Raw genomic sequence first — 17829 nt, 5'->3', positions numbered from 1 at the left:
AACTGTACTTGCCCAAATTCGCTGTAATTAAATAGCAGAAAAAGAGACACCCTTGACTCTCTGTGTAAAATAGAAGTGCGACCAACCACTCTACGCAGAGGAGATCAAGAAATGTCTCATACGTATACGTTAACACAGCATCGCCATTGGAACAATATCTTTCGGCAATGGAAACTCCCGTTGTATTTTTCCAAATCTGTCCTTAATCACATCACTCACTTTGTAGATGGCATGTTGTCATCTGGATTTACAGGTACCTTAACAGACATACATCGTGAAAGCTTGCATCATCGGGATCGCAGAAGCTTAAGTCATTTTTTATCCCATGGGAAGTGGGATGAACAGTTCCTGAAGCAAATCGTACGTAATATCGCCTATCAGCAAGTCAAATACAGCGCTAAGCACAATAACAGTCCTATCTTTGTCATTGTAGATGATACGGTGTGTGAAAAAACCAAACCTTCGTCACGGGCGGTTGACTCGATCCAGGGCTCAGCCTTTCACCACTCTCATCTCAAGGGAAAGAAGGTCTATGGTCATGCTGTAGTGGAAGCCATGCTACGGGCGGGTGATATAGTATATCCCTTTGCAACAGAACGCTATGAATCCAAAAGCAAGAGCAAGATTGATCTGGCTTGTGACATGATCCGGCAAGTGCCCAGGTCCCATCACCAAACGTACGTATTAATGGATTCGTGGTATCCTTCAGCCTCTGTTCTTCAGGTGAGTAGCGAGCAAGGATTCCATGTCATTAGCGGTCTGAAGACCAATCGCATCATTTACCCACAAGGGATTCGCCAATCGATTAAAGAATTTGCTTCGTTTATGTCGAAGTCTGATACCGATCTCGTGACCATCGGAGAAGACTCTTATCGCGTTTATCGATACGAAGGAAAGCTCAATTTGCTTGATAATGGAGTCGTTCTTTTCTGCTGGAAAGAAGGAGAAGAACTGAACCCTAAGCAGGTGAAAGCTTTTCTAAGTACAGATGTTTCTCTAACCAACAAGCAAATTCTGAGCTATTATAGCAAGCGATGGTCGATTGAAACGTATTTTCGAACGGCGAAAGTCCACCTCGGCTTGGATCGATATCAGGTTCGATCTACGAAAGCGATCGATCGCTACTGGGCGCTACTCTCTTTTGTTTCGATGTGCTGTATTTACAGCGGGCAAGGCTATCTTTTGGATGGATTGCACCAATATCGACGAGAAAAAAAGCAACATTGGATTGAATATGTTTATAAACAAGCTCTATCCGGAGTAGCTCTCGCTCAAATTCAAACACAGCTTGGAGCTGCATAGGGGTACTGTCAGCTTTTTTAGATTTACATTTTCTTGAAGTGTTTATTGGCATGTACAGAATATAAGTAAATTGCTCTATTTTCGTGATCGGCACAAAAATGGGTTTCTCATTCCCCCGATTGAAACGTGGGTTCAGCACCATCTCAATTATCATTTTGGAGGCACTTGTTATACTTTAAACCTCGAATCTGTATCAATTATTGATGCGGTTGGGCTTCACCTGTGACTATGTGATGCTTAGCAATGAACATATGGGCATCCTTGTCGAGCTCTCGGGAGAACGTGTCTATGTGGACTGCGGTGCTGCGGCTCCCCTTTTTCAACCGGTCCGGTTGGAGAGCAATCCTCTTCATATCTCCCGATTTGGTGATGATCAAGTTCATATCCAACCTGTTCATCCGGACACAGGCCATTATAAATATGTCAGGTATACGCAAGGCAAACAAAACGGGAAGGAGTAGCATTTTAATAGCAACCAAAAAAGCGAATTTCAGGATTTTCATGATATTATCCTAGAGGCTAATAGGGCCGGTACGACGTTCATGACGATTCTTAGATGCCAGCTGTGGCAGTTGAACCGGGGCAGAAGTGTCTCCCTGGTTAATAATCAGTTCGGCATTTGCCATTCAGATGGCAGAATTGATAAGTACACCTTGCATTCTGTTGCCGAGATCGAAGAGGTCATCGCTAACGAATTCGCTTTGCCCAAGCTCCCCGTAAGAGAGGCTATAGACGTGCTAGCTGAACTTGGCATCGATATTTTTAGCTCGGAAAAATAATCTATTGACTTCTCTGGCGCCGCCGGATACCCGCCCAGCCGCTTAACAGAATGAGTCCGTAAGCCCACATGAGCCAGCCGGCGAAGGCGGGGCATAGGTAAGGGGCATCGAAGGAAAGAGCGACGAATACCAATTGAGACTGATAATATCAAGCAGCATCCCCGGCACCGCAACGGCTGCGGCAGGAAGATTCAATCCGGCACCATGCTTGCTGCGGTACAGCGGGAGCGTGATGGCCGCGACAATCGGTATCGTGAGTAAGTAGAACAGTATCATCGACCCGGATTTGCCGGTTGAATCAGCCAGCCACCGAACTGCGGAACAAGGTAGTTGCCCCGATCCAGACTCGCATCCCCATAAGATAAACCAGCGCATAGCTCCATCCTCCTTATGCAATGAAATACTGCTCAACCCAAACTATTATCCAGCATAGCCCGTAACCATACCTCCGCATCGCGATAGACTTCATCGACCGGGTAATCGGGGTCCAGCAGCGCCTGCAGTGCGATTCCGCCGATGAGCGCCTTCAGAAGCGGACCCTGCATCGCAGGCTTATGCAGACTGTGCGCCACCATGCGAAGAGGCGGCGGTGGTACGGGGAATCGAAGCCGCAGCGGCTGCCAATGCGTCGGCCGAGTCATGCGATGCCGATTCGGCTTGTATACCGGCCCAAGATAATTCGCACCAATTCCGGAGTACTTCCATCAGCAACTCGCTCCTTCGTCCGGAAATGATGAAACACCGTGTCCTGCGTCGCGTCCGCTTTCTCCCCGACGGCCCGTGATGACTGTTTAGAAACAGTTTGTAGATCGGCCTTTACGGCATTAGCGAAAGGTTAACCTAATTAACCAAATATTGGGAGAAAAGACCTATATATCTTGCCCAGTTCATACAATATAATAATATTGAAATTTTTGTATTAGGAGGTTGGAAATGAGAAGAATTATTATTGTTTTTTTAGTTGCCATGCTTTGTATCTCCAGCACAGTCTTTGCACATGGAAACATAACTGAAGATGGTTCACGAGTAAACAAAGGGAAGCTTTCAAAAGAAGAAGAACTAATAGTTGAGAAGAGAAGTGAAGAGGTCGGGAAATATTTTCTAGCGGTTGCCAAGGCAAGAGCAAAACTCAATGAAATGACAGAGCAACATATGATGAATTCAAACCAATTTTTGTCTGCCAAAGCAGAGCTTGAACAATTAGAGAAAGGTTATGAAAAGCTAGGTCTCATACGGGTCGATAAAGGTGATAATAAGTCAGTTATCCCCTTATCCACGAGAGGTGACTATGAAATAGATAAGCTCACGATCTATTATGACTCCAAAGTGAATTTGCATGTTATTGAAATGGCTGGCATGTGGCAAAACACCAACTTCTATAATGATGCACAATGCCCGTTTTCCTGTTCAGGAACAATCAATGTAGGGGGAGAGGATGGAATAGGGTTATTCTCCTTACATCGTGATATTAATGTCTTTTCTCCGAAGTTTTATACAATCACACATGGTACCTTAGCCGAGACGGATTGGTCATATAGAACGAGTGATCCAAAGGATTCTAGGGGTGCTGGATTTTACTTCCAAGATACAGTCCAAGTAGCAAGAGTTAATCCACCAAAATTCGAGAAGTATAATGCATATAGACATTTAATGTGGTACTACTTTAATTTTACAGATGGCTATCCGCCCTCTGGTACAATGATATCATTCAAAGCTAGTGTAGGACATACATGGGCCTCAACATCTGTTAACAGTATAAGCGTTGGGCCCTGGTCTGTAGGTATTGGCTTTAGTAAAGATTATGATTATTGGTTACGTGAGAAAAGTACTTACATGAGTTTTTAAAGAGGAGGAGACTCCTCTTTTTTCTTCTGAGAAGAAAGGTGGTCGTGATGAACAAGAGAAGAATTATTCTGGTTTCCGCTTGCTTTATTCTTGTGGCTATCCTCATCGGCGCAGCCATCGTGATGATGAACCGCGATCCTGTAGCGCCTTATCAATCGTATGTTGGCTCCAAGTATCAGCTCAATCGGGATTCCGTCGTAACGTATGACATCAACTCGCATCATATCACGTTTATCACGGATAATCATTATTCTACGCATATTTTCTATTCCGAACCAGGGGATTCCATTATTAATCATCTTTATATTCCGAGAGGGACGCCAGAGAGAACACGAGTGTATTGGCATACGGGTTCAAAGAATGGGAGCGTCATGTTCACCTCCATCTTGTATGACGAAGCGATTGACCATATTACCGTGAAAGGGGTGGATTCACAAGAAATGGGAGAGGAGCTCAAACCTATACGTTACAATGATACTCGCTTCGTGATTGCAGTTAGCGATCGGATTGAAAGAAACCCGGTCGAGATTACAGGGTACTCCAAGGAGAATGAGGTGGTGTACCGCAATATTAAATAGTTGGAAGTTTGACCAGCCAACCTACATGAGTTTTTAAAGAGGAGGGAACTCCTCTTTTTTCTGCTTACTAAAGAAAGGTGGTCCAAATGAACAAGCGAAAAAGAGCCCTGCTCGCGGTTTTCCTAATTCTTGCTGTTATTCTCGCCGTCGTCGTCATCAAGATAATAAACCGCGATCCGATAGCGCCGTTTCAGTCGCGTGCCGGTTCTATACATCAGCTTGACCGGGACTCCCGCGTGACGTATACGATCAACTCGCATCATGTCGATTTTTTCACGGATAGCAACGGGGAAACGCTTGTTTTCTATTCGGATCCCGAGAATGTTATTCTTGGCTATCTATATTTTCCAACTTGGGCGCCGGAAGATACGAGAGTGCATTGGCACCTTAGCGCACTTCAAGACAGCGTCATATTTACCTCTGTCCTGCTGGACGAGGCGATTGACCGCATTACCGTGAAGTCAGAGGACGGGCGGGAGATGAGCAAGGAACTGCACCCGATTCCGTACAATAACTACCGCTTCGTGATTGCAGTTGACAATCGAATCCAGCAATCCCCTGTCGATATTACAGGATATTCCAAGGGGAATAAGGTCGTGTACAAGAACGTGAATCAAAAATACGACAAAAGTTTGTTCAAGTAAGGTCGGATGTATACAAAAAACAGCCTCTTCTGACATTGTCGATATTACAGGGTACTCCAAGGAGAATGAGGTGATGTACCGCAATATCAAGGAGAAATACGACAAAGAGCTATTCAAGCGTTAAGGCCCTTCCCATGCAAAAACCCGCCTCTTGCTAGCTTAAGGGGCGGGCTGGTGCTAATGGATGCCGGTGTCGTCAGGGAAGTCTTCCTGTTCGACGGCATATTCGAAATCATCGATGTCATAGATCGGAATGGGCACTTCATTCGCGATGAGCCGGCTGACAAATTCGAACTGATCCGTCAACAAAGGAGCCTGCTCGCGCATGGAGGTCAGAATGAGCTCCGTCTCCACCGGATCGAACAGTTCTCCGTAGCGCGCGTTGTCCATCGCGTTGATGATGACGCAAGAGACGTTGTCGCGCAAGAGAAGGGGAGGGCTGGTCCGCCAAGGAGCGGTTAAGGCCCGTTCGATCTTCTTTTTGTTCAATTCGCTCTCGAAATAGGTGATCAGCTGTTCGATCTGCTGCTTGGCCAATACGTCTTCTTCCGGGTCGGGCATCACCTGCTCGCCCTCTTGACGCATCTCGTACAATTCCATGATCGTCGTATAAGGGATTACATATTCAACGGGCCGCCGGGGCTCGAATAAATGGCCGTATACCGCTAGCATAACGGCTTCTAATACAAATCGCCGAGGTTTCACTGTCGATCCTCCTTCATCTAAGATGCAGATTGCGATTGGCAGACAGGCTGCGCGCAATAACATAATAATACCACCTTGCCCCAATGGACAAAAGAGTAAACAGTTGAATTATTCGGGAAACCAACAAAGCCGAACCTCCTGTAACCAAGAGATTCGGCTTCTGCCGGGTACGGGTCAATACGTTCGCGCCTCGAAATAAGACCAGAGCGTGCGCAGATCGGCATGCGCCGGAAAAGCGGACAACTGCTCCGTCACGTCCCAGGCCTGCTTCATGAAGCGGTGGCTTACCGCCAGCGCTTCATCCAGGCCGCCGCTCTGCCGGACGAGCTCGATGGCCTCGTCCATCGCCGCTTCGGAGGCGTCCGAGCGAAGCAGCTCGCGCAGCTTGCCGGCCGTGGCCTCGTCCTGCATCGCCAGGATGACGGGCAGGGTGACATGACCGTTGCGCAGGTCGGTGCCTGCCGGCTTCCCCAGCTCCTCGGCGGTCGCCGTGAAGTCCATGATGTCGTCCCGAATCTGGAAGGCCATGCCGAGCAGCTCGCCGAAGCGGTACAGACTGTCCACGACGTCCGGATCGGCGTCGGCGGCTTTGGCGCCAAGCTGCAGGCAGGTGGCCATCAGCAGGGCGGTCTTGTTGCGGGTCTTCTCCCAATACGCCTCCAGCGGGATATCGAGATTGAAGCGCTGCTCCATCTGCTGGTACTCGCCGAGGCAGAGCTGGGTCGTCGTGACCGAGGCCAGCTCGTGGATATACTTCTCCGCCTCCTGCCCGTTGGCGGCGGCGAGCTCCATGACGCGGCACATAATATAGTTTCCGATATGGACCGCGGAATAGACCCCGGTCTTGCGATGCAGGGCCGGCTGTCCGCGCCGCGTCTCGGCCTGATCCAGAATATCGTCGTGTACGAGCGAGGCGGCGTGGACCATTTCGACCATCGCGGCCAATTGGTAGACGCTGTCCGTCTCCGGACGGGAGCCGAACCGGCTGCCGACGATCGTCATGATCGGCCGCAGACGCTTGCCTCCAGCGCGGATGAGATCCATGACGCTGAGCGCGACGATGGATCGGGAGGATACATCCGGGTCATGCAGCACAATTCGTTCCAGGTCGCGGTTGATGCGGGCGAGCGGGATATGCAGGCGTTCATGCAGCGTGCCGTCAAATGACCTCATACGCCACCTGCTTGTAACGCTTCATCAGGAACCGGGACATCTGCTTATGCAGTTCCGATTCCGTGCCTTTTCCCTCTGCCCGCCGTATTTGTATCCGCTTGTTGACTGCAGCCAAATCGGCTATCAGCTCGGTTAACCCGTGACGCGCGGCGAACTGGTAGTACAGACTGAGCAAGAAGTCCCCGTCCAGCACCGCCTTCCCCGCGAGACGCTCGTCCTGGGGAACATGATGATGCGTCCGCATCGCTTGACGCAGCAGCCAGTAGCAGCCTAACAGAACACGCCGTTCCTGCGCCGTCATATCGTAAGCGTTGAGCGTTCGGGCCATATCGAACAGATAGCGTTCGTCCGAGCCTGCGGTAATGCGGATGCCGGCCAGCGGCGGAAGCTCTTGCTCAAGCATCAGAATCGTATCCTTCATAAGTTGCCGGTTCATGGGAACCCCCCGCTTCCCTGTAGAAATAAGCAAAGTAATGTGACACAGGGACACATTACTTTGCCGTTGTCAATGAGTGTTATATCGTCCGGGTTCCGATTAATCGGTATACAGGTACCAGCGGCGAACGAGCGGAATCTTCTTCCAGATTCGCTTCAGACGAGGGTACAGGTAGTAATCCGCGCCGAAGGTGCTGCCGGAACCGCCGATCAATGCGATGCCGCCGAAGAAGTACCAGAACATCTCGTAAGGCGCCATGCCGGACGTGTAGATCATGATGCCCATCGCGCAGGTCGCGATCGCGGCAATCGCCGTGAACAAGCCCAGAATCAGCATAATGCCGAAGATAACCTCGGCCGCTACCATGCAGCCTTGGAAAACATATGCCAGCGTCGTGTAGCCGCCGTCACTCGTATAGAACATCAAATCCATCGACCAATCGACGATGCTCTTGATGAAATCCGGCACCGGAATGGCCTTGATCGCGGTGCTTGCCCCTTCTACGGCCGATGCGGCCGTCTGGGCGTCTACGGTCGAATGAACCGCGTCGACCGCTTCCGTAGCCGCCGTGACGCCATCCATCGCTTTCGGCGGAATCAAGAACATTTGCGAAGGATCCTTCAGCAGCTTCGCCGCCTTCTCCCAACCTTGCATCAACCACATGACACCGATGTAGATCCGCAGCGGTACCAGCCAGAAGTTCGGCGAACGCTTGGAGAAGTGGCCGCCAACGAAGCTTCTGCGGTTCTCGATGTGGAAGATCTCGTGCATCAAATAAGTCCAGACCTTATTAAAGCCAAGTACCTGCAAGAAGTACACGATATTAATCATGTGCTTGAAGAACATGGCCAGGAAGCCGGAGAAATGGAACAGCTTCTTCGGCGTTCCCACGGCGGCAACCCCATAGCGTCCGCCAATGGAGACCATCGTCCCGTGGAAGGCCGGCTTGTACGATTTTTGCGTGCCGCCCTTGATGTCGCATACGAGATTGTGGGCGATGAGGCCGGCGGAGTGCTCGGCGTTCTCGACCATTTGCGGCACGGGCCGCTCTTCGCCTTCCGGAATATAGAAGATGTTGTCGCCGACAACATAGACATTGTCATAGTCAACGGACTGCAGCTTGTCATTGGTCAAAATGCGCTTGCGGCCTTGCTGCTGCACGTCGAGATTGCCGACCAGATCGGAACCTTCGACCCCAGCCGTCCAGATCACCGTGCTCGATTTGATTTCGTTGTCCTCGCCCAGAATAACCGAGTTCGGCGTCACGCCGGAGATTTTCGTACCGGTAATGATCTCGACTTTCATTTTGCGGAGATATTTATCCGCTTTGTCGATCAGATTTTGCGGCAGAATCGGCAAAATCTTCGGTGCCATATCGGCCACGACAAGACGAACTTCGGATTCATCCACATAGAATTCCTTGCACAGCTGCTCGCGGTATTCCGCCAGTTCGCCGATCATTTCCACGCCCGTGAAGCCGGCGCCGACGACGACGAAGGTCAGCATCTGCTTGCGCAGTTCCGGATCGCTCACTTTCGTGGCATCCATGAACATTTGGCGGATCTGCTGCTTCAGCTTCACCGCATCCTCGAACGACCACAGCGAGAAGGAATGCTCCTCCGCGCCCGGGATCCCGAAGAATGACGGTTTACATCCGGTACCGATAACAAGATGATCATACTTATACGTGCCGTGTTTTCCCTCGAGCTTGTTGCTCTTGAAATCAATGTTCGTAATTTCGTCGAGGATGATGTCCACCTTGAGGCCCGCGAAAATTTTCTTCAGGTCCATCTTGATGGCATCTTCGTCAACGCGTCCCGCGGCGACCTCGTGCAGCTCCGTCATCATCGTATGGAACGGCTTGCGGTCAATCAGCCTGATTCGGATATCCTGATCCTTTTTGAACCGTTTGGCCAGCTTCTTCGCCGTCAGGACACCGCCGTAGCCTGCGCCCAACACAACGATCTCTTTCATGGTTTCACCCCTGCATAACGATGTAGTATGAATTGCATTGGTTCAAAATTAAACCATATCATGAAGGGAGCCCCGACAGCAGGAGAGCAAGGATGAATGCGATCAAGCGTCATCTGTGCCCGTAGGCCACCGTACTCTCTTACTGCGGAGCTCTATATTCAATCCTGAATCGAAGCCAGATTACTTAGCCGAAGCGAGAGCTTCCTCAGCCAGCTTCACAAAGCCGATGACGTGGATGGATACGCCGGAGATTGCATCCTGGGTGCCATCATCTTTTACGGCGATGGCCGCAGGATCTTGCTTCGCAATCAGCTCTTCTTCCATTTTTTTCGCTTGCTCGCTCCATTCCAGTTCGGAACCGGCTTTCTTCATGCCGTACTCTTCGCCCAGCTCTTTTTTCGTTTTTCCGCCTTCTTTATTCACGGCGTCCCAGTTCACTTCTGTAATTTTACCGTCTTTCACGGTGATATCGAGCGTATCTTTCCAACCGGATTTCTCGTCGAAGTCGCCGGCTTCGGCATGATACGTGCCATCTTTATACTGCCCTTGGGCTTGGCCTTGATCCGCCGGAGTCGTCGTCTCCGTATTTGGTGTTGCTGTAGTATCTTCTTTCTTATCTCCACAGCCTGCCAGCATGCCCACTACCAATACAGCAGACAAAAGCAATGCAATTTTCTTTTTCATAACCCGTCCCCACCTTTTCATTATTCAAAAATACTTTGTGAAAAATTTAACTAACCGTTTTACACCATGATTGTAACATCAAGACCAAATATTAGATGTGATATAAGTCACAGTCAACCCTAAAATTTAAAAATATTAAAATTGTGTTGTTATTCCGGTGTTTTTTTTCTTATTGTTGCGAACTTTCTCCCATCTTATACAATCGCGGACCAAACCGCAATGCTTATTCCGATGCGGCTTGATAACCATATATACACCATATCCGGGCAAGGCAAACCACCGGTCGCAAAGATGGCCCCGCAGCTTCATGATTTCTTTGCAAGAAATCCAGGAACCCTTTACAACCCTCTGATATTGGCTTTACATTTCTCCGCTATGCTGGGGAAGATGACAGGCTGTTCCTGTTCCATGCAGGCAAGCGCCCATGGACTGGCAGCAGGCTGCTGCGCAGCTGATGATTGGGGGTGCCTATCGTGAAATCGACTGTAATGACCGGGCGGAGAGCGCTGCTGTCCGCGGAGCGGACACGGCAGGCCGTGCAGGAGAACGATGCTGCCGTCCGTCGCCGCCGCCTGTGGGAGAGAATCCGGCCCTTTGTTTATATCGGCCCGGCGTTTCTGTTCCTGGGGTTGTTCTTTTTCTATCCGATGCTGTCCGTCTTTGTTCTGAGCTTCTATGACTGGTCTCTGCTGAATCTGGCGAGCCGTTCCTGGTACGGCTTGGCCAATTACCGCGAGCTGTTCGCGGATCCCGACTTCGCGCATGTGGTCGCCAATACGGCGATATACACGGCGGCGACCGTCGGCCTGGGGCTGCTGCTGGCACTGCTTCTGGCCTTGTGGCTGAACCGTCCCGCACGGAGGTTCGGGCTCATTCAGGGCATGCTGTTCAGTCCGCATATCATTTCCCTCGTCTCGATATCGATCCTGTGGCTGTGGATGATGGATCCCCAGTACGGCCTGCTGAACAGCGTGCTGGAGGCATTCGGCATTCCCGGCCTGCCTTGGCTCGCCGATCCGGCCACCGCCCTGCCTTCGCTCATTCTTGTCGCGCTCTGGAAGGGCGTCGGCTACAACATGATCGTGCTGATTGCCGGATTGCAGAGCATCCCGCGCGAGATTCATGAAGCGGCCCTGCTGGATAACGTGTCGCGCTGGCGGGTCGTCTGGCGAGTAACCATTCCGCTCTTGTCGCCAAGTCTGTTCTTTCTGCTCATCATGAATACGATTAGTTCCTTTCAGGTCTTCGATACGATCAGCATCATGACCCAAGGGGGGCCCGTGAACAGCACCAACATGCTGGTTTACTACATTTACGAGCAGGGGATGGAGTTCTTTAACGGCGGCTATGGCGCTGCCGGCTCGGTCTTGCTGCTGGCCGCCGTCGGCCTGGTGACGCTCGCGCATTTCGCTCTGCTCGGGCGCCGGGTTCATTACCACTAAAAGTAAGAAAAGGAGGCTGCCGATATGCACAACCTGGTACGCAAATGGCCCTTCCGCCTGCTGGAAGCCGTCTCGCTCGCCCTGATCGCGGGCATGTTCCTCTTTCCCTTCTTGTGGATGCTCGTGACCGCCTTCAAATCGAAGCCCGAGGTGCTGCAGTTCCCGCCGACGTGGATCCCGCAGGAATGGCGATGGGACAACTTCGCTGCGGCCTGGAACTCGGGGCCGTTCGGCCGTTACGTGCTGAACAATGTGATTGTCGCCGTCAGCATTTTGGCGCTGCAGCTGCTCACCGGCATTCCGGCCGCCTATGCGTTCGCCCGCTTCCGCTTCAAGGGGAGGGGACTGCTGTTCAGCCTCGTGCTGCTGGCGCTCATGATCCCGTCGCAGGTCGTGTTTCTTCCTATTTATGTGCAGATGAGCGGGTGGAATCTAATCAATACGTTGTGGGCGTTAATTCTTCCATTCGGGGCGAGCGCCTTCGGCATCTTCCTCATCCGGCAAGCGTTCATGCAAATACCGGAAGATATGATGGAGGCGGCCCGGCTCGATCATGCGACCGAATGGACGATCATGTGGCGCATCGCGGTGCCGATGGCGAAACCGGCCGTGACGACCTTTGCGCTGTTCAGCCTCATATACCATTGGAATGATTATTTCTGGCCGCTTATTATGACGAATCAGGCGGCGATGCGGACGCTTCCGGTCGGCATTGCGATGCTGAAGGAGACGGAAGGCATCAGCGCGTGGAACGTGCTGATGGCAGGCAATCTGATGCTCGTCGTTCCGGCGCTGCTGCTGTTCGTGCTGGCACAGCGGCATATTATGCAGGCTTTCGTGTACAGCACCAAATAAAAGCTTCTTACATGAATCAATCGCGCATCAATCCATCGTGAAGGAGATGAAGAAGGATGATTTCGAATATGTATCGCAAGAAGCGAATGCGGTCAGCCGTGCTGGCGATGATGATGGGGGCGGCGGCGTTGTTGTCCGGCTGCGGCGGGACGGCCGCGGGCACATCCTCGGGAAGCGCGGCGGACGCCCGGAAAGGGGGACTCGCCCCGGCTCCGGCAGCCCAGATCGCTTCCGAACCAGCTGCGGGCACGCCGGTAGAGATTGAGTTCTGGTATTCTCTGGGCGGAGCGAACGGCGAGCTCATTGAAGCGATGACGGCGGACTTCAACGCGTCTCAGGATCAAGTATTCGTTCGGCCGGCTTATCAAGGCGATTATTATACGAACCATTCCAAGGTGCTGGCCGCCGTTGCCGCCGGCAACCAGCCCGACGTCACGATGATCGAGGTCGCTTCGGTCGGGGCGTTCGCGGACGCGGGCGTTATCGAGCCGCTGTCATCGTATACGCAAGGCGCGGAGAAGGACTATATCGACGGATTGATGGGCAACTCCTACTGGAAGGATGAGCTGTACGCCATCCCGTTCAACCGTTCGACACCCTTGCTCTATCTGAACAAAGGGCTGCTGAAGGAGGCGGGTCTCAACCCGGAAGGCCCGAAGACTTGGGCGGAGCTGGAGGAATTCGCCCGCCAGCTGACCAAGCAGGAGGGCGGGAAGACGGTACGGTACGGCTTCTCCACGCCGATCGACATCTGGTTCTATGAAGCGCTTGTATTTCAGAGCGGGGGCAGCATCTTGACCGAGGACAACAAGCAGCTTGCGCTGCTGAACGAAGCGGGGAAGGCCCCGCTTGAATTCTGGTCGCGCATGATCAAGGAAGGCATTATGAAGAATCCGCCGGGCGAGAAATACAATGCTTGGGACGTAGCCAAGCAGGATTTCGTCAACGGGCAGGTCGCCATGATCTTCACGTCGACGGGCGATCTGAAGGGCTTGAAGGAGACGGCCGGATTCGAGGTCGGGACCGCTTTCCTGCCGGCGAACAAGGACTACGGCGCTCCGACGGGCGGCGCGAATCTGGCCGTGCTGGCGGCATCGTCTCCGGAGAAGAAGCAGGCGGCGTGGAAGTTCATTCAGTGGATGACCGCTCCGGAGCAGACGATACGCTGGTCGCAAGGCTCGGGGTATATGCCGGTCAGCAAGACCGCAGTGGAGTCGGATGCCTTGAAGGAGGCCTTCGCCAAGGATCCGAACTTCAAGGTCGCGATCGATCAGCTGCAATATGGGAAGGCGCGTCCGATGGTGCCCGGCTATAAGGAATTGCAGGAGGTTATCATGACCGAGATCCAACGGGTCATCCTCGGCCAGGCGACGCCGGAGGAAGCGCTGCAGGCCGCGACGGACAAGGCGAACAAGCTGCTGCGCAAATAAAGGACGGATGACCGGGAAGATCAACCGGAACGCACAAAAGCACCTCCCCGCACTCCTGGGGAAGGTGCTTCTTCTGTATGCCCGGAATGGCCGTGGCCGTCACGGCGAGGGATCTCCGCCGAGCACCTCCTCCGTCCAGCGGGCGATAAGGCGTTCGCGGTTGCGTCCCGCCCAGTCCTGATCGTAGGAAATGACGTTCAGCCGCTCCAACGGGAAGGCTTCCTCCGGCGATTCGGCATCGCGGTGGGTGAGGAGTTGGTAATTCCCGACCTGCTTGCCGAGCTCCTGCGCCTGCTTCGACAGCGCCCAATCGACGAACAGCTTCGCTTCATGCTCCTGCGGCGCTCCCTGGATGATGCCGACCGCGCCGATCTCGTACCCGGTTCCTTCCTTCGGGAAGCTGATGACAATGTTGCGGAATCCTTCCTTATAAAACTTGAGCGCGTCATGGGAAAACATGACGGCAGTGCCGACCTCGCCCATGCCGACGGTGCGCCCGGGAACGCTGCCCGATGTCGTGTAAATGACGTTCTGTTCATGCAGCCGCTTCAAATATCGGAACGCCTCGTCTTCCCCGAAAAGCTGCACCAAGGTGGCGAGCGCCGTATAGGCCGTACCGGATGAACGCGGATCTGGCATCGTAATCATGCCGCGGTAGGCCGGGCTCAGCAGATCGTTCCATGATTGCGGCGCTTCGCCGCCCACTTCCTGCAGCCATGTCTTGTTCGAGACGAAAGCGATGGAGCCGACGTAGATGCCGGTCCAATAGCCGTCCTTGTCCCGGTACATCGGATCGATCATCGCCGCGTTCGGCGACACATAAGGGGAGAGCAGCCCTTCCGATTTGGCCTGCACGAACGTATCGGAAGGCCCGCCGAACCAGATGCTCGCCTTCGGCTGCTCCCGCTCGGCCCGGATGCGGGACAGAATCTCCCCGTTCGACATCCGGACGTAAGACACTTTGATGCCGGTCTGCTTCTGGAACGTCTCGATCGCTTTGATGGCGTGATCCTCATACAGGCCGGCATAGATCGTCAGCGTCCCCTTCGGCTCGCTCCCGCAGGAGGCCAGCAGGAGCAGAAGCGGCATGCAGAGGGACAGCATAACCAGATGTCGTATTTTCGAAGCGCGTATGCTTATCCCTCCCTGCATAGAATGGCATCTGCCGTCAAGTCGTCATGCTCGCAACGGATCGGGACTGGCCGGAAAACCTTTCGTGTTAAATCACGTGCAGCGATTGTTCCGCGAACCGGAGCGAGACGAAGTCCCCAGCCCGGAAGACATGATCCAGAATCGGATTATGCTCCGTAATCTGCAGCGTCTGTCCTTCGTACTCGACTTCGTATTCCTGGGTCTGGCCCATAAAGACGCTTTTGACCACCGTCCCGACATGCGATGAGCCGGCTTCGGCCAGCGACACCGCTTCCGGGCGGATGACGACGGTCACCCGATCCTGCGGCTTATGCTCCGTGCGTCTCACCCGCAGATCGCCGGAGGCGGTGGCGACGGTCATATAGCCGTCCTCCACGCTCTTCACCGTGCCTTCGACGAAGTTCGCGGTGCCGATGAAGTCGGCGACGAACTTTGTCTTCGGGCGCTGATAGATTTCAACCGGGGATCCGACCTGTTCGATCTTCCCCTTGTTCATGACGATAATCTGATCGCTCATGCTCATCGCTTCGCTCTGATCATGCGTCACATAGACGGCCGTAATGCCGATCTGCTGCTGAATGCGGCGAATCTCGTCGCGCATGACGAGGCGCAGCTTCGCGTCCAGATTGGACAGCGGCTCGTCGAACAGCAGCACGCCGGGCTCCATGACGAGCGCGCGCGCCAGCGCGACCCGCTGCTGCTGGCCGCCGGACAGCTGCGACGGCATCCGATCCTTGTATTCCCGCAAGTTCATTATATCCAAGACCGAGTCGACTTTGGAGCGAATTTGGTCTTTGGACATTTTCTTGATGCGCAGCCCGTAGGCGACGTTGTCGAACACGTTCAAGTGGGGAAACAGCGCGTACGATTGGAACACCATCGTGCAGTCGCGCTTGTTCGGAGGGATCGGATTCACCAATTCATCTCCGAAATAGATGCTCCCCGACGTGATTTCCTCGAATCCGGCGATCATGCGCAGCGTGGTCGTCTTGCCGCAGCCGGACGGGCCGAGCAGCGTCACGAATTGGCCGGCTTCAATCGCCAGATTGATATCCGACACGGCATACGAGGTGTTCCCCTGTCCGTCCGCGTACGCCTTGGAGACTTGTTGCAATGTTACAGATTTGGCCATGATGTAGCTTCCTCCTTATGGGACGTATCGATTGACTACGCGGATCGCTCCGACCCGCCGAACCAGGCGACGAGCGCATTGAGCAGCGCCATGGCGATAATCATGATGATGATGAGTATCGTGCAGTAGGCGCTCGCGACCCCGATGCGGCCCGCCTCGACCTGGGCGAGAATGGAGGCCGTAATCAGGTTGAACTTGGCCGATATCAGGAAGATGACGGCGCTCATCGCGGTCATGCTCTTCACGAAGCTGTAGACGAGCCCGCTGAAGAAGGCCGGCTTGATCAGCGGCAGGACGACGCTCGTGAAGTTCTTGTACTGGCCCGCGCCCAGATTGGTGGCCGCTTCCTCGATAGCCGGGTCGATCTGCTGCAGCGAGGCAATCCCGGAACGGATGCCGACCGGCATCGCCCGCACGACGAAGGCGGCGATAATGATGACCGCCGTTCCCGTCAAAGCCAGCGGCGCCTTGTTGAACGACAGAATATATCCGATCCCGATGACGGTGCCCGGAACGGCGATCGAGAGCATGCTGATCGCTTCCAGCGCCTTTTTGCCGAAGAAGCGCTTGCGCACGATCAGGAAGGCGATAATCATGCCGAGCAGCCCCGCGATTGGCGTCGCGATCAGGGACAGCATCAGGGTGTCGCCCATCGCTTTTTGTCCGAGCGAGAAGACGTACTTATAATGATCCAGCGTGAAGCTGTTGTTGATGCCCCACAGCTTGATGAACGAGCCGATCGGGACGAGCACATAGAACGCGATGACGATAACGGACATCAGCGTGCAGAAGGCGAACAGCGTATGCTTGACGGGTCCGGACTCGATCAGGCGGCGTCCGCCCGTCGGCTTCCCGGTCACGGTAACGTAGCTCTTCTTGCCGACCCAGAACTTTTGCAGGGCATAGACGATGAGCGTAATCATCAGGAGCAGCATGGCCAGCGCCGCGCCGGCCTGCATGTCGTAGCTGCCGACCGCCTGAAGATAGATTTCGCGGGCGACCGTCGAATAGTTGCCCCCGATCGTCATCGGGTTCCCGAAGTCGGCCAGCGACTGCACGAAGACGAGCAGGAACGCGTTGGCAATGCCGGGAACGGAGAGCGGCAGCGTAACGGTCAGGAACGTCTTGAGGCGGCTTGCGCCCATGTTCTGGCTCGCTTCCTCCAGCGCGGGACTGATCGAACGGAGTAGCCCGGCGAGCGTCAGGAAGGCGACCGGGAAGAAGGTGAGCGTCTGCACCAGCACAAGTCCCTGCAGCCCGTATATATTGGCATTTTCCCAACCCAGCAAATGCTTGGTGACCAGACCCTGCTTCCCGAGCAGCAGCATCGCGGACAGCGCGATGACGAACGGCGGGGAGATGACGGGCAGGATGGCGATGCCGTTGAACAGCTTTTTGAACGGAACCTTCACGTAAGCGAACGTATAGGCGAACACATAAGCAATCGCCGTAGAGATCGTCGAGACGATCAAGGCCAGCACCAGGGAGTTCGTTAAGGACTCGAGCAGTTGTCCGCCCGACAGCACCCGCTGGTAGCCCTCCGTGCCGAATTGGCCTGCGTTGGTCAGCAAGCTCGACTTCATGATTTGAAATAACGGATATACGATGAAGACCAATAAGCTGAGCATCACGAGCGCAATGCAGACGAACAGCAGCGGCTCCCGTTTGAATCTTGTCAACAGACGGGCCATTCCAGGT

At 53.7% G+C, this 17829-nt stretch carries 18 protein-coding genes; 7 read left to right on the top strand and 11 right to left on the bottom strand.

The window, feature by feature from the left end; translation table 11 throughout:
• The first annotated feature begins 111 nt into the window (after positions 1-111).
• The gene (locus tag ABD76_RS06750; protein ID WP_197254446.1) at positions 112-1302 is read left to right on the top strand and encodes an IS701 family transposase; all 1191 of its coding nucleotides are present in this window, start codon (positions 112-114) and stop codon (positions 1300-1302) included.
• Positions 1303-1499: 197 nt separating this feature from the next.
• Here the strand turns inward: ABD76_RS06750 and ABD76_RS06745 are convergent, their stop codons facing one another.
• From ABD76_RS06745 to ABD76_RS06735, 3 genes are all read right to left on the bottom strand, one after another.
• The gene (locus ABD76_RS06745) at positions 1500-1805 is read right to left on the bottom strand and encodes a hypothetical protein (protein WP_197255382.1); all 306 of its coding nucleotides are present in this window, start codon (positions 1803-1805) and stop codon (positions 1500-1502) included.
• 318 nt (positions 1806-2123) lie between these two features.
• Positions 2124-2456, bottom strand: a complete 333-nt coding sequence (locus tag ABD76_RS06740; protein WP_197255380.1) for a DUF5367 family protein — start codon at positions 2454-2456, stop codon at positions 2124-2126.
• Between the two features lie 32 nt (positions 2457-2488).
• Positions 2489-2722 carry a hypothetical protein gene (locus tag ABD76_RS06735; protein WP_197255378.1) on the bottom strand — a complete coding sequence of 78 codons (234 nt, stop codon included), beginning with the start codon at positions 2720-2722 and terminating at the stop codon, positions 2489-2491.
• Positions 2723-3014: 292 nt separating this feature from the next.
• On the opposite strand from ABD76_RS06735, the gene ABD76_RS06730 reads away from it, so the two are divergent.
• From ABD76_RS06730 to ABD76_RS06720, 3 genes are all read left to right on the top strand, one after another.
• Complete coding sequence (locus ABD76_RS06730; protein ID WP_197255376.1) at positions 3015-3926, top strand: hypothetical protein; 912 nt, start codon at positions 3015-3017, stop codon at positions 3924-3926.
• 47 nt (positions 3927-3973) lie between these two features.
• Positions 3974-4504, top strand: a complete 531-nt coding sequence (locus tag ABD76_RS06725) for a hypothetical protein (RefSeq protein WP_197255374.1) — start codon at positions 3974-3976, stop codon at positions 4502-4504.
• An 86-nt stretch (positions 4505-4590) separates the two neighbouring features.
• On the top strand, positions 4591-5148 hold the full coding sequence (locus ABD76_RS06720; RefSeq protein WP_197255372.1) for a hypothetical protein: 558 nt from the start codon (positions 4591-4593) through the stop codon (positions 5146-5148).
• A 177-nt stretch (positions 5149-5325) separates the two neighbouring features.
• Here the strand turns inward: ABD76_RS06720 and ABD76_RS06715 are convergent, their stop codons facing one another.
• The 5 genes from ABD76_RS06715 to ABD76_RS06695 form a co-directional block, all read right to left on the bottom strand.
• The gene (locus ABD76_RS06715; protein ID WP_244194336.1) at positions 5326-5853 is read right to left on the bottom strand and encodes an ADP-heptose synthase; all 528 of its coding nucleotides are present in this window, start codon (positions 5851-5853) and stop codon (positions 5326-5328) included.
• A gap of 174 nt (positions 5854-6027) precedes the next feature.
• The gene (locus tag ABD76_RS06710) at positions 6028-7026 is read right to left on the bottom strand and encodes a polyprenyl synthetase family protein (RefSeq protein WP_197255370.1); all 999 of its coding nucleotides are present in this window, start codon (positions 7024-7026) and stop codon (positions 6028-6030) included.
• Positions 7013-7462 carry an adenylate kinase and related kinase gene (locus tag ABD76_RS06705; protein WP_197255368.1) on the bottom strand — a complete coding sequence of 150 codons (450 nt, stop codon included), beginning with the start codon at positions 7460-7462 and terminating at the stop codon, positions 7013-7015. The genes ABD76_RS06710 and ABD76_RS06705 overlap by 14 nt, the downstream gene beginning before the upstream one ends.
• A gap of 99 nt (positions 7463-7561) precedes the next feature.
• On the bottom strand, positions 7562-9436 hold the full coding sequence (locus tag ABD76_RS06700) for an NAD(P)/FAD-dependent oxidoreductase (protein ID WP_197255367.1): 1875 nt from the start codon (positions 9434-9436) through the stop codon (positions 7562-7564).
• 180 nt (positions 9437-9616) lie between these two features.
• Complete coding sequence (locus ABD76_RS06695; protein ID WP_197255365.1) at positions 9617-10120, bottom strand: FMN-binding protein; 504 nt, start codon at positions 10118-10120, stop codon at positions 9617-9619.
• Positions 10121-10593: 473 nt separating this feature from the next.
• On the opposite strand from ABD76_RS06695, the gene ABD76_RS06690 reads away from it, so the two are divergent.
• The 3 genes from ABD76_RS06690 to ABD76_RS06680 are packed head-to-tail and all read left to right on the top strand — an operon-like array spanning position 10594 to position 13847.
• Positions 10594-11562: a carbohydrate ABC transporter permease gene (locus ABD76_RS06690; protein WP_338125064.1), complete on the top strand. Its 969-nt coding sequence runs from the start codon at positions 10594-10596 to the stop codon at positions 11560-11562.
• Positions 11563-11586: 24 nt separating this feature from the next.
• Positions 11587-12417, top strand: coding sequence for a carbohydrate ABC transporter permease (locus ABD76_RS06685; RefSeq protein ID WP_197255362.1), 831 nt, complete (start codon positions 11587-11589; stop codon positions 12415-12417).
• Between the two features lie 56 nt (positions 12418-12473).
• Positions 12474-13847 carry an ABC transporter substrate-binding protein gene (locus tag ABD76_RS06680; RefSeq protein WP_242069417.1) on the top strand — a complete coding sequence of 458 codons (1374 nt, stop codon included), beginning with the start codon at positions 12474-12476 and terminating at the stop codon, positions 13845-13847.
• Positions 13848-13946: 99 nt separating this feature from the next.
• On the opposite strand, the gene ABD76_RS06675 is transcribed toward ABD76_RS06680, so the two are convergent.
• The 3 genes from ABD76_RS06675 to ABD76_RS06665 form a co-directional block, all read right to left on the bottom strand.
• The gene (locus ABD76_RS06675) at positions 13947-14999 is read right to left on the bottom strand and encodes an ABC transporter substrate-binding protein (protein ID WP_206765551.1); all 1053 of its coding nucleotides are present in this window, start codon (positions 14997-14999) and stop codon (positions 13947-13949) included.
• Between the two features lie 67 nt (positions 15000-15066).
• Entirely contained in the window at positions 15067-16131 is a 1065-nt protein-coding gene (locus ABD76_RS06670) for an ABC transporter ATP-binding protein (protein ID WP_197255360.1), read from the bottom strand.
• 35 nt (positions 16132-16166) lie between these two features.
• The gene (locus ABD76_RS06665; RefSeq protein WP_197255358.1) at positions 16167-17822 is read right to left on the bottom strand and encodes an ABC transporter permease; all 1656 of its coding nucleotides are present in this window, start codon (positions 17820-17822) and stop codon (positions 16167-16169) included.
• Between the last annotated feature and the right edge of the window lie 7 nt (positions 17823-17829).

The organism is Paenibacillus dendritiformis (genome assembly GCF_015845845.1).
Classification (GTDB): Bacteria; Bacillota; Bacilli; order Paenibacillales; family Paenibacillaceae; genus Paenibacillus_B; species Paenibacillus_B dendritiformis_C.
The sequence above is the reverse complement of the archived record's forward strand: the minus strand, read 5'-3'. Positions and strand labels throughout refer to the sequence as shown.